The organism is Parasphingorhabdus sp. SCSIO 66989, assembly GCF_032852305.1.
In the GTDB taxonomy this organism is placed as follows: Bacteria; Pseudomonadota; Alphaproteobacteria; order Sphingomonadales; family Sphingomonadaceae; genus Alterisphingorhabdus; species Alterisphingorhabdus coralli.
Genome location: NZ_CP136594.1, coordinates 1,437,312 through 1,452,256, shown reverse-complemented (window position 1 = coordinate 1,452,256; position 14,945 = coordinate 1,437,312). Strand labels below are relative to the sequence as shown.

Annotated in this window: 15 protein-coding genes; 12 read left to right on the top strand and 3 right to left on the bottom strand. The window is 58.0% G+C overall.

All coding sequences use genetic code 11. The annotated features are described in order from the left end of the window. Positions 1 to 112: 112 nt before the first annotated feature. Complete coding sequence (locus tag RB602_RS06870) at positions 113 to 2,785, bottom strand: glycine--tRNA ligase subunit beta (protein WP_317084119.1); 2,673 nt, start codon at positions 2,783 to 2,785, stop codon at positions 113 to 115. A 133-nt stretch (positions 2,786 to 2,918) separates the two neighbouring features. Continuing rightward, positions 2,919 to 3,833, bottom strand: a complete 915-nt coding sequence (locus RB602_RS06865; protein ID WP_317084118.1) for a glycine--tRNA ligase subunit alpha — start codon at positions 3,831 to 3,833, stop codon at positions 2,919 to 2,921. Positions 3,834 to 4,027: 194 nt separating this feature from the next. Here RB602_RS06865 and RB602_RS06860 point away from each other — a divergent pair, with 194 nt between their 5' ends. From RB602_RS06860 to RB602_RS06805, 12 genes are all read left to right on the top strand, one after another. Further along, a complete protein-coding gene (locus RB602_RS06860) occupies positions 4,028 to 5,098 on the top strand; it encodes a TraB/GumN family protein (RefSeq protein WP_317084116.1) in 1,071 nt (356 codons plus the stop codon). Between the two features lie 70 nt (positions 5,099 to 5,168). Then, positions 5,169 to 6,086 carry a TraB/GumN family protein gene (locus tag RB602_RS06855; protein WP_317084114.1) on the top strand — a complete coding sequence of 306 codons (918 nt, stop codon included), beginning with the start codon at positions 5,169 to 5,171 and terminating at the stop codon, positions 6,084 to 6,086. A gap of 43 nt (positions 6,087 to 6,129) precedes the next feature. After that, a complete protein-coding gene (locus tag RB602_RS06850) occupies positions 6,130 to 7,047 on the top strand; it encodes a TraB/GumN family protein (protein ID WP_317084112.1) in 918 nt (305 codons plus the stop codon). Next, on the top strand, positions 7,047 to 7,868 hold the full coding sequence (locus RB602_RS06845; RefSeq protein WP_317084111.1) for a thioesterase family protein: 822 nt from the start codon (positions 7,047 to 7,049) through the stop codon (positions 7,866 to 7,868). The genes RB602_RS06850 and RB602_RS06845 overlap by 1 nt, the downstream gene beginning before the upstream one ends. 216 nt (positions 7,869 to 8,084) lie before the next feature. Further along, the gene (locus RB602_RS06840; RefSeq protein ID WP_317084110.1) at positions 8,085 to 8,750 is read left to right on the top strand and encodes a 50S ribosomal protein L25/general stress protein Ctc; all 666 of its coding nucleotides are present in this window, start codon (positions 8,085 to 8,087) and stop codon (positions 8,748 to 8,750) included. Positions 8,751 to 8,768: 18 nt separating this feature from the next. Beyond that, positions 8,769 to 9,197: a hypothetical protein gene (locus tag RB602_RS06835; protein ID WP_317084108.1), complete on the top strand. Its 429-nt coding sequence runs from the start codon at positions 8,769 to 8,771 to the stop codon at positions 9,195 to 9,197. Positions 9,198 to 9,209: 12 nt separating this feature from the next. Continuing rightward, positions 9,210 to 9,794, top strand: a complete 585-nt coding sequence (gene pth / locus RB602_RS06830; protein WP_317084107.1) for an aminoacyl-tRNA hydrolase — start codon at positions 9,210 to 9,212, stop codon at positions 9,792 to 9,794. 69 nt (positions 9,795 to 9,863) lie between these two features. Further along, positions 9,864 to 10,358, top strand: coding sequence for an energy transducer TonB (locus RB602_RS06825; RefSeq protein ID WP_317084106.1), 495 nt, complete (start codon positions 9,864 to 9,866; stop codon positions 10,356 to 10,358). Positions 10,359 to 10,378: 20 nt separating this feature from the next. Then, a complete protein-coding gene (locus RB602_RS06820) occupies positions 10,379 to 11,398 on the top strand; it encodes an SDR family oxidoreductase (RefSeq protein ID WP_317084104.1) in 1,020 nt (339 codons plus the stop codon). A gap of 16 nt (positions 11,399 to 11,414) precedes the next feature. Beyond that, complete coding sequence (locus RB602_RS06815) at positions 11,415 to 12,596, top strand: serine hydrolase domain-containing protein (RefSeq protein ID WP_317084103.1); 1,182 nt, start codon at positions 11,415 to 11,417, stop codon at positions 12,594 to 12,596. 79 nt (positions 12,597 to 12,675) lie between these two features. Further along, positions 12,676 to 13,776 carry a redox-regulated ATPase YchF gene (ychF, locus tag RB602_RS06810; RefSeq protein WP_317084102.1) on the top strand — a complete coding sequence of 367 codons (1,101 nt, stop codon included), beginning with the start codon at positions 12,676 to 12,678 and terminating at the stop codon, positions 13,774 to 13,776. Between the two features lie 17 nt (positions 13,777 to 13,793). After that, the gene (locus tag RB602_RS06805) at positions 13,794 to 14,264 is read left to right on the top strand and encodes a MaoC family dehydratase (RefSeq protein ID WP_317084101.1); all 471 of its coding nucleotides are present in this window, start codon (positions 13,794 to 13,796) and stop codon (positions 14,262 to 14,264) included. Between the two features lie 132 nt (positions 14,265 to 14,396). On the opposite strand, the gene RB602_RS06800 is transcribed toward RB602_RS06805, so the two are convergent. Beyond that, positions 14,397 to 14,945 (bottom strand): hypothetical protein, encoded by a 549-nt coding sequence (locus tag RB602_RS06800; protein WP_317084100.1) that lies wholly within the window; start codon positions 14,943 to 14,945, stop codon positions 14,397 to 14,399.

The following is a 14,945-nucleotide window of genomic DNA, read 5'->3' as shown; positions in this document are numbered from 1 at the left end:
AGACTTTACCCCGTCATTGCGAGGAGCGAAGCGACGAAGCAATCCAGAGCCGCGCAAGATGCTCTGGATTGCTTCGCTATGCTCGCAATGACGATGGGATAACTGGCCACTTTTATCCTTCAATCTTCGAGAAATCGGCAACAGTGTGAATGGTATTGCGAATATCCGCCAGCAAAGCCAGCCGTGCAGCGCGTTTATCCGCATTCTCGTCATTGACGGTAACGGTATCGAAAAATGCGTCGATCGGCGCGCGGAGCGATGCCAGTGCGGTCATGGCGTCTTCAAAGCGTTCTTCTTCGACGGCCTTAGCCGCAGCGGGCTTGGCTTCGGTGAGTGCGGAGATAAGCGCGGCTTCGGCGGGTTCGGGGGTGTAGGACAGAGCATCCAAACCCATATCACTGTCATTCCCGCGAAGGCGGGAATCCAGAGCATCTTGCGCCACTGGTTCTTTGTCGCCCTGGACCCCCGCCTTCGCGGGGGTGACATCATTGGGGGTTTCTTTCTTCAAAATATTCGCCGCGCGCTTATAGCCAGCGAGCAAATTGGCCCCGTCTTCGGTTTCGACAAAGCCCTGCAATGCCTTCACCCGAGCGAGCAGGCGGACCAGATCATCCTCGCGTTCATTAGTTTCTTGGCCAAGCGCAAACACGGCGTCGATCAGATCATGACGAACACCGGCCTCGCGTTGCTGGACTTTGAGGCGATCGGCGAGGAACTCCACGGTTTCGCTTTGCACGGTTATCAAAGGTAAAATTTTTGCGCGCTGGCTAGTGGATAGTCCTTCCATAGCCCTGCGTCCGGTCTCCTCCGCCCCATAGCGCAACTCTAATATAACAGACTTATGCTCCGGGAGCTGTTCAAGAGTAATTGATTTCGATGAGAAGTTAGTGACGCTTCCATCGTCAACATCAAAGGTTGTATATGATAGCTCACGATAGTTGTCTGGCCATTCGCAAAGGCCGCCAAAGACTCGTTCAATTAGAGGAGACAAAGAAATTCTAAGTCCGCCTGATTCCAGCAGTCGCAATACCCCTAGCGATGCTCGTCGAAGCGCGAACGGATCCTTTGATCCTGTTGGCTTCTCATCAATGGCGAAGAACGTAACAAGCGTATCCAACTTATCCGCCAAACTCACCGCCACCGTCACCGGTGCAGTCGGCACGTCATCACCCTGCCCGACCGGCTTGTAATGATCGCGGATGGCGGCGGCGACTTGCGGGTCGAGACCTTCCTTCTCGGCATAATAACCGCCCATAAGGCCCTGTAATTCCGGGAATTCGCCGACCATCTCGGTAACCAGATCGGCCTTGCACAGCCTGGCCGCCTGTTCGGCGAGGGTGGCGAGTTGCGCGCTACTTAGCCCCTCCCCTTCAGGGGAGGGGTTGGGGTGGGGGCTGTCTTCTGGGCGCTGCGCTTGTGGAACGCCCCCACCCCCGGCCCCTCCCCTGAAGGGGAGGGGTGAAGATACGATACCCTCCTCACACAACCAGCGCGCCAGCTTGGCGACGCGTTCCACCTTGTCGGCGACGGTGCCCAGCTTTTCGTGGAAGACGATATCTTTCAGCTTCTCGGCATGAACCGCCAGCGGCGTTTTCTGGTCGAGTTCCCAGAAGAATTTCGCATCGGCGAGCCGCGCCGCAAGCACCTTTTCATTGCCCGCGACCACCGCCTTGCCGCCATCGCTGGCGTCGATATTGGCGGTGCAGACAAAGGCCGGGGCCAGCTTGCCCTCCCGCTTGCGGGAGGGGTTAGGGGAAGGATTGTTTTCAGGCGCTGTGTTTGCGGCCTGTGCCCCTCCACCATGCTGCGCATGGTCCCCCGCCCCGTTCCGGGGAGTATAGCGGCAGATAAAATATTTCTGGTTCACCCGCGCCGTCAGCTGGATCACCTCTTCGGGCACATCGAGGAACGCCTCATCATAGCGCCCGAGCAGCGGCACCGGCCATTCGGTGAGGCCGGCATTCTCGATCACCAGCCCCTCATCCTCGACCAGCACCAGACCGGCATCCGCCGCCGCTTTGGCCGCGCCGTCGCGGATGATATTCTGCCGCTCTTCATGATCGACAATCACATGCCCGCCGCGCAGGCTTTCGGCATAATCATCGGCGCTGTTGATGGTGATCAGCGGGATATCGCTATGCGTCGAACTGCTCGCCGCGATGCGCTCCAGCGGGATCATATCGGCCAAACCCTCGACAAGGCTTGCCGGGGACGCGCCATAATGGAAGCGGTGGCCGACGGTCACACGGTCTGCCTTGATGCCATCGACTTCACACGCGACCACATCGCTGCCGAACAGTGCGATAATGCCCTGCAATGGCCGCACCCAGCGCAGGCTTTCGGTGCTGATGCTGGCCTTGCCCCAGCGCATCGATTTCGGCCATGGGAAAGCGTGGATGATCGCCGGGATCGCCTCGGCCAGCACATCGCTGGTGGCACGGCCCGGGGTGTTGATGACGGCGAAATAGGTCGCACGCCCCTTTACCTCGCGTACTTCCAACTGATCGCGGGAAACGCCGTTCTTGCGGCAAAAACCATCCACCGCCTGATCCGGCGCACCTTCGGGTGGGCCCTTCACCTCATCATGCACCGCTTGGGTTTGATCAGGCAGGCCATGCGCTATCAATGCCAGCCGTCGCGGTGTCGAATAGGTGGTGATGCTCTCGGACTTAAGCCCGGCCTCGGCGAGTTGCGCGGTGAACAGCCGCTCAAGATCCGCCCGCGCCTTGGCCTGCATCCGCGCCGGGATTTCTTCGGAGAGCAGTTCGAGGAGGAAATCGGTCACGTGTTTTGCTCTCTTACCTTGTCATTCCCGCGAAGGCGGGAATCCAGAGCAACACGCAAAGACCGTGCTTTTCCGCTCTGGACCCCGGCTTGCGCGGGGGTGACACAATTTTTAGAGGCTGCGCTGAGTATCATCACACCGACCACCCCGGATATTGCTCGGCCCAGCGGTCCTTCTCCTTGGCCATATGCGCCTCGCACGAACCGCGGGCGAGATCGCGGACGCGGCCCATATAGGCTTGGCGTTCAGCGACCGAAATCACCCCACGCGCCTGCAACAGGTTGAAGATGTGGCTGGCCTTGATCGCTTGCTCATAAGCCGGAAGTGGCAGTTGTTTCTCCAGACAATTCTCGCATTCAGCGGTGGCTTTCTTGAACAGGTCAAACAGCGCCTCGGTCTCCGCCACCTCAAAATTCCAGGTGCTCATCTGGCGTTCGTTTTCGAGGAAGACATCGCCATAGCTGGTCGGTTTATGCTCGGCGGTGGCGTCGTTGAAGGTCAGGTCATAAACGCTGTCGACGCCCTGAATATACATCGCCAGCCGCTCCAGGCCGTAAGTCAGCTCGCCTGCAACCGGCTTGCAATCATAGCCGCCCATTTGCTGGAAATAGGTGAATTGCGTCACCTCCATGCCGTCGCACCAGACCTCCCAGCCCAGCCCCCACGCACCGAGTGTCGGACTTTCCCAGTCATCCTCGACAAAGCGGATATCGTGCAGCAGCGGATCAATACCGATGGCGGTGAGGCTATCGAGATAAAGCTGCTGGATGTCCGAAGGCGACGGCTTCAATATCACCTGATATTGATAATAATGCTGCAACCGGTTGGGGTTCTCGCCATAGCGGCCATCGGTCGGGCGGCGACAGGGTTGCACAAAAGCGGCATTCCAGGGCTCCGGCCCCAGCGCGCGCAAAGTCGTTGCCGGGTGGAACGTCCCTGCGCCCATCTCCATATCATAGGGCTGCAGGATGACACAGCCCTGCTTGGCCCAATAGGCGTGGAGGGTGAGGATGATTTCCTGAAAACTGAGCGGCGTAGGATCGGCCACTTTATGTCCTTCAACTGACTTGCGGTAATATCAAAAAAGCTATGGGGCTTTGGCGGATGCGCGGCACAGGGTCAAGACGGCCAGAGCCGGGTTGCACCCGGTTTTTTAAGAAAATTGCTTGACCTTAGGCCCCAAAGCGCTGTTTTCTAAACTATCCGCGCTGTTTGAACGCGAAAGGTAAAGGTCGCAACCGCATGTTTAGGGTGCATCAGCTACGTTCAGCAATGACAGGCCTTGTCGCCATGTCGGCGCTGTTGCTGGTGCCGCTTGCGCAAGCCGATAGCGCGCAAAGCACTGACTATGCCCAGAGGTCCGCACCCAAGGGCCAGGCAGCCAAAAGCGAGAAGAACAAGCCCTATCCCAAGCTGACAGCGCCGATTGAGCGCGCGCGCATTATTGCGGCTCTGCGGCAGGATTATGAGCCCAATCCGGCGATCTGGCGAATGGCTGATGAGGACACCACCATCTATCTGTTCGGCACGGTGCATGTGCTGCACCGCGATTTCAAATGGCGTTCCGATGCGGTGGATGCGGTCATCGCCGAGGCCGATTCCCTGGTGCTGGAAACCACCGAGGAACAAGAACAAGAGATGCTCAACGTCGATCTGTTCACCAGCATGTTTGAGGCCACTGCCGAGCGCGGTGTATTGAGCGCGAAGCTCGACAAGGACAACCGGCCAAAGCTGGCCAAGCTGGCGGGGCAGATCGGCCTGCCGGTCCCGGTGGTCGAGCATATGCCGGTATGGCTGCTGACCTTTTTCACCTTTTACGAGACCGCCGAGGATTTCGGTTCGGTCAACGAATATGGCGTCGAGACGGTGCTGACCCGCTTGTTCAAACGGGCGGGCAAGCCGATCAGCGCGATAGAGGATGGCGAGGCGGTGATGGCGGCGATGAACTCGCTCGACGAAACCGAGATGATCGCCGAACTGAACACCGCGCTCAGCAAATGGAGCGGGCGCGGCCCGTTATTTGGCGAGGCTGAACAGATACGCGATCCGGCAGCTTATTATGCCGATGATCATGGCTGGGCCAAAGGCGATACCAGCGCGATGGAGGCAGGCCTTACCCGCGAGGAACTGGGCGATGCCTTTTACAATGTCCTGCTCGCTGACAGAAACCGCGCCTGGGCCGAATGGCTGGACGATCGCATGGATAAGCCGGGCACGGTTTTGGTAGCGGTCGGCGCGGGGCATTTGGCCGGTCCAGATTCAGTTCAGGTGATGCTGGATAAGCGCGGCTTGAAAACCGAGCGGATACGCTAATCTCTAAACTTCAATAGACAAATCAAACACGAGTGCAATTTGCGAAAAGTATCATGACTGAAGGATTGTAATGAAGAACTCCCTTATCGCCGCCTCTCTCATGGCCCTTTCGCTGGCGATAACCGCCGCTGTCCCGGCGCAGGCGCAGGAAGAAGCCGCAGCGCCCGAAGCAATGGCGGAAACTGTGGATGTCGATCCCGCCCTGTGGGTCGTGAAGGACGAAGACACCACTATTTATCTCTTTGGCACCATCCATATTCTTAAACCGGGCCTAAGCTGGTTTGATGAAGCGGTGAAGGACGCCTTTAATGCATCGGATGAATTGGTATTGGAAATCATCGAGCCCGATCCGGCCTCTATGCAGACTTTGGTGATGACCAAGGCAGTCGATCCTGGCAATCCGTTGCGCGATCAGCTTAGTGAAGAACAAAAGGCAACCTATGACACGGCGATGAAATCAATCGGGCTGCCGGTCGCAGCTTTTGATCAGTTCGAGCCGTGGTTTGCTGCTATTAACCTGGGCCTGCTGCCGCTGCTGCAAGCCGGTTATGATGTGAATAGCGGCGCCGAAAAAGTGCTGGCGGAAGAAGCAACAGCCGCAGAAAAAACCGTCATTCAGCTAGAAACGCCGGAACAGCAACTGTCATTCTTTGATACTCTGCCCAAGGAAAGCCAGATCAACTATCTGTTGGTCACCGCGCAGTCCATCGATGAAATACCCGAACAAATCGACTCTATGGTCACCAGTTGGGGAGACGCGGACATCGAACAGCTTGGTGAGATGATGAACGCAGGTTTCACCGATAAGGTCTTGTACGATACGCTGCTGACCAAGAGAAACGCAAACTGGGCTGCGTGGATTGACGCCCGTATGGAGCAACCAGGTACAGTGTTTATAGCCGTTGGTGCGGGTCATCTTGCTGGAGAAACCAGCGTGCAGGCGAAGCTTGCTGAACGCGAAATTGTAACCACCCGTATCGAATATTGATCGCGTAATCGCGATTGCCTGAGAGAGGCGGGGCGCTTATGGCATGACCATGCTCAGGTTCCCCGCCTCCTTGTTCGTCCTACTGATTGCCCTTTTGATCTCCGCCTGCCAGCAGGAGCCGGATATCACCGATGAATGGGCCGCGATGCCGAAAGAGCATCAGCCCGCTCTATGGAAAGTCAGCCGCAATGGCCGTTATGGCTATCTGTTCGGCGGCGTGCATGCGCTTCCCGATGGCCTGCAATGGTATGACAATGCGGTTCCGGGATCGCTGCAGGACAGTGCGACGCTGGTTTTGGAGATTGATGCGCGGCAAGAAGATCAGCCCATCCCCGACACCTTCCGCGATATGGGCTATACGCCTGGCCTGCCCAAGGTGCCGGATCGTATTTCGGCGCAGCTGCATGATGAATATGAAGAGATCGCCGAAGAGGCGGATTTACCGGACAATGCCTTCACCGCGCAGGAAAGCTGGGCAACCGCCTTGTCGCTCGCTGGGCTTGCAACAACAGGCTTGGGTGTGAGCAAGGACAATGGCGTCGAGGCGATACTGACCGCAGAAGCGCGCGAACGCAACCTGCCCATCGTAGCGCTGGAGAGCGCGGAAGAGCAGTTCAGCTATTTTGATAATCTGTCTGAAAAGCATCAGACCCTGATGCTGGAGGCGGTGATTGCCGATGCTGATGAGGCCAAGGAAAGCTATCGCGAATTGCTGGCCCATTGGCTGACGGGTGATGTTGCGGCTTTGGCCGAAACCGCTCAATCAGGCATGCTCGCCACCGGACCCGTGCGCGAGGCCCTGCTGGTGGCGCGCAACCGGGCCTGGACCGAGCCGATAGCCGAGCTAATCGACAGCAATAAGCGCCCCTTTGTCGCTGTCGGGGCCGCGCATGTTGCCGGTGAAGACAGTGTGCAAGCGATGCTGGCGGAACAGGGCTTTACCGTGGAGCGGCTGCAATAATGACCCAAGACAAAACCGGCTATGCGCTGGACAAGGCTCTGGCGCTGGAGCCAATGAGCGATGGCGATAGTCCAACATGGCGCGCCCGGGTTACCACAGATTATTGCAACACGCCCAAAGCGGCCTTTGGTGGCTGGATCAACGCACTGGCGGTACATGCCGTGATGCAACACGCCGATTTTCGCGGCACTCTACAGACCATGCAGACCAGCTTTATGGGCGGCGTGGCGGAAGGCGATGTCGTCCTGACCGTCAGCCATTTGGCAAAGCGCGCACGCACCGATTTCTGGCGGGTGGATATGGTGCAAGAGGGTGCGGTGATGGTCACCGTCAATCTGGTCAGTGGCCTGCCGCGCGACAGCGATCTTACCATCCAGATCGAAAAGCCTGATGCCCCGCCGATTGAAGACTCACAACCACTCGTCCCTGCCCCGCCGCTGACACCTTTATGGCTGGGGCAATATCGCCAGGCCCTCGCCAAGGGACAGCCATTCAGTGTTAACCCGTCACCGGAAAGCTGGCTGTGGATTGCCGAAAGTGACGACCGTCCTCTCGATATCCTTGGGCTGGTCGCTATGGTCGATGCGCCCATGCCGCGGACATTCTTTGTCGCGAATGAACTGCTGATGGGCTCGACCATCCAAATGCAGAACCATGTGACCGCCACCGCAGAGCAGATTGCGGCTTGCGGATCGGACCCGATATTGCTCCGCGCTGACAGCGCCAGCATTGCCAACAGCCAATATGATCAGCGGGTCGAAGCATGGTCGGCTGATGGGCAATTGCTGATGGTCAGCAATCAGATGGCGACGCATCGCTAACCCAACGCGACGGGCTGCGGTGCCCTTAACTCCATATCGGAGGCAAATAAGGTCGCTCGCACAGCCATTGCGGTTTAGTGACATGGCGAAACAACGAACGACGAATGCTTGCATTGCTGCGGCTTTTCGCCTAAGCGCGCGCATCCCCGTCATCTTGGTCATCCCTGGAGGCGAGATGAATAGCGGGGTTTTGCAAACACCAATTGGAGACAGAATATGAGCGATCAGCTAACCCTGTCGGCCGAACAGCGCGAAAAAGCAGGCAAGGGAGCCTCTCGTGCGCTGCGTCGTGAAGGCCGCGTTCCCGCCGTTATTTATGGCAATAATGAAGACCCGACCCCGATCCATCTCGAAGAGCGTGCGCTCAACAAGATGCTGGGCACCGGTCACTTCATGAACTCTTTGGTCATGGTCGAAGTTGGCGGCAACGCCGTCCGCACCCTGCCAAAAGATGTTGCTTTTCATCCGGTTACTGACCGCCCGATTCACGTAGACTTTTTGCGTCTTGCCAAGGATGCCACGGTTGAAGTGGCTGTTCCGGTTCTCTTCATCAATGAAGAAGATTCGCCTGGCCTGAAACGCGGTGGCGTTCTCAATGTTGTTCGCCACGAGCTCGACCTTGTCTGTGATGCGGCGCGTATTCCGGACCAGATCGAAATCGATGTTACCGGCCTCGAAGTCGGCGACTCGGTCCATATCTCCGCCGTCAATCTGCCAGAAGGCAGCGAATCGGCAATCACCGATCGTGACTTCACAGTGGCAACTGTTGTCGCACCGTCCGCGCTCAAGCGTTCGGACAGTGAAGCAGAAGCCGAGAGCGAAGGTGAAGGCGCAGATGCAGAAGAAGCTTCGGGTGAAGAGGCGGATTCTGAGGAAAGCTAAATTCCAAGGGAGCGTATTATGTCCACAAGGTTAAGCAGCATCATTATCGCATTGTCGATGGCATTGGGCACTGCGCCCGCCATCGCACAGCAACAGCAGCAGGGTCTATCAGAACTTGCCGCCAATGATTTTCGCTGCTTCGCCTTGATGGGCGCGCAACGCGACCTTCTGCTTAATCGCACCGATGTTGATGCCGAGCAAAAAGCCGGACGCTTGATTGAGCTGAATGTTCTGACTGCATTTTATAACGGCCGGTCAAGCCAATATAATGCCAATCAGGTTAGCAGTGCGTTGCAAGGCACCACCCGGCAGTTGTTGGCGATGGAACAAGCCGCGCTTGATGCAGAGATGCAGCGCTGCACCAACTTTTACCTGAATGTGCGCCAGAGCATGACAGAAGCCCGCGCGCAAGCAGCGCAGGCTATCTCTGGCCAGCAACAGCAGTAACGCCTAACGGTCGTGCAACTTTGGGTCGGCCTTGGCAATCCGGGGCCGGAATATGCCCTGAACCGGCATAATGTCGGCTTCATGGTGCTGGACGCTTTGGCCGAAGTGCATGATTTCTCCGCGCCAAAAGTGAAATTTCAAGGCTGGGTCGCCGAAGGGCGGCTCAGCCTTTCACATGGTGGCTCGGAAAAGCTGCTGCTGCTCAAGCCAGCAACTTTTATGAACAAGTCGGGCCAGTCGATTGGCGAGGCGATGCGTTTTTACAAGCTGACGCCTGACGATGTGACCATCTTCCATGACGAGCTGGATCTCGTGCCGTTCAAGATCAAGGTAAAGCGCGGCGGCGGCACCGCCGGGCATAATGGCCTGCGCTCCACCGACCAGCATATCGGCCCGGATTTCCGCCGCGTGCGCATCGGCATTGGCCATCCCGGCAGCAAGGCTCGGGTGCATGGCCATGTGCTTGGTAACTATGCCAAGGCCGAGATGGACAGCCTCACCGATATGCTCGGCGCCATAGCCGCAGAAGCGCATTGGCTGGCTGAGGATGATGACGCCCGCTTTATGAGCAATGTGGCCTTGCGGATGCAGGAGTGATAAGCTGCTGATAAGGGTCAGCACCGATTAATCTCAAAAACAATAAAGCTGACCTGCAGGAGAGAAACTATGTCCTCAGGACAGTGCATGATGCCGTTGTGCGCGCTGGCGATATTATTAAGTGCCCCCGGCCAGGCGAGCGAGCCCGCCCATCAGAGCATTGGCAATCCGCTGGTTGCCGCAACCTATGGCGCTATGCCGCGCAAAGTGCCGGATGAGCGGCGTGAGCCGGTACCGCTTATCGCGCCGGAATTGTGGATTACCGTCACCGATTATCCAATGCACGCCGCGCTGGACGGGCTGGAAGCGGATGTCGAAACCGAATTGACGGTGGCGGAAGATGGCCGCGTCAGTGAGTGCGTGATCATCAGCAGTTCGGGCGATGCGCTGCTCGACAGCAAGACGTGCAAATTGCTGGTGCGCAGAGCCAGGTTCAAACCCGCGCTTGATGACGAGAAACGCCCCATAACCGGCGTGTATCGGTTCAGCCATAGCTGGCGCATCCCGCCGTCACGCGGGCTGAGCGATGCGCGCAAAAGCGCAACACAATATAGCCGTCGCTGACAGCGATAGAGGAGAGCAGTATGGCCGATGATGATAGCGCAATAAGCCGCAGAACATTGCTTTCCGGAACCGCTACTGTCGGTGCGCTGGCTGCCGGTGGCTATGGGCTGGCTGCTGCCACCGCGCAATCGACGGACAGAATGCCCCCTGCTCTGGCTGGCAAGTCGGTATTGATTACCGGCTGTTCCTCGGGATTTGGTCGGCTGAGCGCAATGCACTTCGCATCTCTCGGTGCGCATGTGATCGCCACCATGCGCAATCTGCCCCGACCTGAGGCCGAAAGCCTCGCCGAGGAAGCGCAGGCCGGCAAGCTTAAGGTGGATATCGTCGAAATTGATGTGCTTTCCGATGACTCGGTTACCAAGGGCGTTGCCGAAGCCGAACGCCTGACCGGCGGGCCGATCGATATTCTGATCAACAATGCCGGCATTGGCATTACCGGGCCGATTGAGCTGCAGGATATGGCAGCAACCAAGCTGATATTTGACACCAATGTCTATGGCTATCACCGTCTTGCACGCGCAGTCTTGCCCGGAATGCGGGCGCAGAAATCGGGGCATATCTTCGCAATATCATCGCAGTTGGGCCGGGTGATTGTGCCGGGTGCGGGCCACTACTCGCCGACCAAATTCGCGGTCGAGGCGATGGCCGAGCAAATGGCGTATGAGCTGGTGCCGCACAATATCGGCGTTACCGTGATTCAGCCCGGCGGTTACCCCACCGATATCTGGAAGAAGCGCAATGTCTATACCAAGGCGCTGCGCGATCGTGTCTCTGAGGAACGCAAGGCGGGTTATCCCGCTCTGGTGGCGCGCATGGGCAATGAGGATGGGTCGGGCCGAACCGCTGACCCGATGGATATCCCCCGCGCCATGGCCGAGATTATCGAGATGCCGGTTTCTGAACGGCCCGCCCGCCGCGCCGTCCATCCCGGCAACAAACCACAACTGGCAATCAACGAAATATCCGCCAAGACTCAGGTGGATTGGCTGGGCAATACCCCCTATGGCCCATGGATCAAGGCAGTACACAAGGCGTAATTCCCCTATGCATCAAATGACTATAAAAACCCTGCTGGCAGGCCTGATGGCTGTTGGCCTATCGCTCCCTACAACCAGCGCAGTGGCGCAATCGCCGACCCAATCGCGCCTTGGCGCAGCTAACCCTCCACAGCTTTACCGCCCTGTCAAATGTGATGAACGCAAAGTCTATCAGGGTCGCCCGGCCTATTCGCTGCCATTCAGCTCAAAGGCACAGTTTGATCCGATGTTCAGCAATCGGCTCGCTAACAGTGCGCCATTGTCCAAGGCCTTTGCCGAAGCCAAAGACATATCGAAGGCGAAGAATCTCAACGTCGCACTGGCCTATCCCGGCGGGACATTATGGGAAGAAAGCAGCGCCCAGAAAGGCCAACTCTTCTATTGGGCCAGCGCGACCAAGACCTATACTGCAGTAGCCGTGCTGCAGCTGGTTGACGAAGGCAAGCTGTCACTCGCCGACCGGCTCTCTCGCTGGGAACCCAGCCTGCCCAATGCTGATCACATCACTATCCGTGATCTTCTGGCGCATACCAGCGGTCTGTTCAGCGCCAATGAAGACCCGGACTGGCGCGAAAAAGGCCGTCGCCAGATGACACCCAAACAGCATGACGATATCCTGAAAAAACGCGGCGCAATGTTCTGTCCCGGCCAGTTCTGGCGCTATTCCAACTCTGGCTACACCCTGCTTGGTCGCATAATTGAGCGGGTCGAAGGCAAGCCCTTTGCAGATGTTCTGCAGGCGCGGGTGATCGACAAGCTGGGTCTTAAGGAAACGATTGTCGTTACGCCTGAAAATGTCAGCCGCGTCGTGCCGCTGGAAACCGATGGCGATGAAGCGGTGCTGGATATCACCGGACCGGGCGCCGCCGGGCCGGTAGCAGCCAGCGCAGGTGATATGGCGCGGTTCTGGGCCGCCTTGCTCAGCGACCGGCTGGTCAGCAGCAGCATGCGTGACGCGATGTTCAATACCATGGTGCCGATGGCCGATATCACCACCTATTATGGTCTCGGTGTTATGCTGGTCGATACACCGATTGCCGGCGGGCGCCTGGTCATGCTCGGTCATGGCGGCGATGCCCCAGGGGTCAATGCCTGGGTCGGCTATGACATCAAGCGCCAGCGCATCGTCAGCGCCGCGATGACCGGCGATGGTTCGGCAGCGGCGGTTGCCAATTACATGCTGCGCGCCAGTGATTGAAACTTCCCCCAACAGCGTCTAGAGCGCGCTCCATAGCCCTCCTCTCTCATGGCAGAGAGGATTGCCATCAGGAGTTATTATGGGTTTCAAATGCGGTATTGTCGGCCTGCCCAATGTCGGCAAGTCGACGCTGTTCAATGCACTGACCGAGACACAGGCGGCGCAGGCAGCCAACTATCCTTTCTGCACCATTGAGCCGAATGAAGGCGTGGTCGCGGTGCCCGATGACCGCCTCGACAGGATCGCCACTATCGCTGAAAGCGCCAAGGTAATCGCGACGCAGCTGACCTTTGTTGATATTGCCGGGCTGGTCAAAGGCGCGAGCAAGGGCGAAGGTCTGGGCAATCAGTTTCTCGGCAATATCCGCGAGGTGGACGCCATTGTCCATGTGCTGCGCTGCTTTGAGGATGACGATATCCAGCATGTCTCCAATCATGTCGATCCGCTCGCCGATGCCGAAGTGGTGGAAACCGAGCTGCTGCTGGCCGATCTGGAGAGCCTCGAAAAGCGCGTCCCCAATCTGCAGAAGCGCGCCACTGGGCAGGACAAGGAAGCCAAGATCGCCGCATCGGTACTGGGCAAGGCGCTCGACCTGCTGCGCGAAGGCAAACCCGCACGGCTGACCGAACCGGGCGATGATGAGGAAGCCCGGCATCTGGCACAAGCGCAGCTGCTGACCTCCAAGCCGGTGCTCTATGTCTGTAATGTCGAGGAAGAAAGCGCCGCCAACGGCAATGATTACAGCGCCAAAGTGTTTGAAAAGGCCAAGGCCGAAGGCGCCGAAGCCGTCGTCGTCTCAGCCGCAATCGAATCCGAACTGGTTGGCATGGAGCCCGACGAAAAGCAGATGTTCCTCGAGGAAATGGGCCTTAATGAAACCGGCCTCGCGCGGGTCATCCGCGCCGGATATGACCTGCTCAACCTGCAGACCTTCTTCACCGCCGGCCCCAATGAGGCCCGCGCCTGGACCGTCGAACGCGACGCCAAAGCCCCGCAGGCAGCAGGCAAAATCCACACCGATTTCGAACGCGGCTTTATCCGCGCCGAAACCATCGCCTTTGACGACTATATCGCGCTCAGCGGTGAAAGCGGCGCCCGCGAGGCCGGAAAACTGCGCCAGGAAGGCAAGGACTATGTGGTGCAGGACGGCGATGTGATGCTGTTCAAGTTTAACGTCTAGGATCGAGAGGGACACGCATGCTCTATTTTGAGGACATAGAAGTTGGCGCGAAACATAGCTTTGGCCATTATGAGGTCACGCGCGAGGAAGTCCTCGAATTTGCCGGGAAATATGATCCTCAGCCCTTTCATCTCGACGATGATGCGGCGGCAAAAACGCATTTCGGCCGGGTTTCCGCCAGTGGCTGGCACACTTGCTCGATGGCGATGCGGATGATGGTGGAGAATATGAAGGTCAATCGGCAGGCGGGGCTCGGGTCCCCAGGGGTTGACGAGATACGCTGGCTAAAACCGGTCTATCCCGGCGATACGCTGCGCTGTGAAAGCACCACCTTATCCAAGCGCCGCTCGCGCAGCCGCCCGGAAATGGGCAGCATGCAGGGCGAACTGACGGTATTTAATCAGAATGACGAGCCGGTGATGCGGATGAAATCCATCGGTCTGATTTCGGTACGCGACCCGGATGCACCGATTGGGGATAGCGAATAGGGGCTGCTCAGTTCTTTTGATTTCGTCATTGCGAGGAGCGAAGCGACGCGGCATTCCAGAGCAGGTGCGTGTTGCCATGGATTGCTTCGCTACGCTCGCAATGACGTGCTACCAACAGGTTGAACCAGAAGCTTAAGCCCCGCAGCTATAGCGGCCGCCTTCATAGCTGCGGCTGCCGCCTTCATCCTGAGTCACGTTCAGCGTTGCTGACCATTCGATGGTTTCCAGCGCTGATGTTTCACCCTCGCCCTCGGCACGATCAATGGTGATGCTGAGCGCTTCGGTGGCATAGGTGCCGCCCTGCTCTACCGCTTCGTAATTGGCCTCGCCCTCGGTCTTGAGTGCGACCACAGTATCATTCAGCTTGACCGCGGCATTGGCGGTGTCATCGACAAAGAACAAAGCTTCATCATCGGCGCTGATAAAGGCACAGCCCAGACCCGATTCAACCACGCCTTCGGCTTCCGTAAAGGCCATGGCTTGCAGCGCCGGGCCAGCTTCGGCACCGGTCTCTTCTGTTTCAGAGGCGACCTCTGTTTCCTCAACAACAGCAGTGTCATCGGCGACAACCGGTGTTTCGGGAGTGCGTTGCAGTTCTTCCTCGGTGATCGGCTCCTGCCGTGCGCAGCCACTGGCCAATATTGTGCCACACAGCGCCAGAGCGATAACAGATTTCCGCAT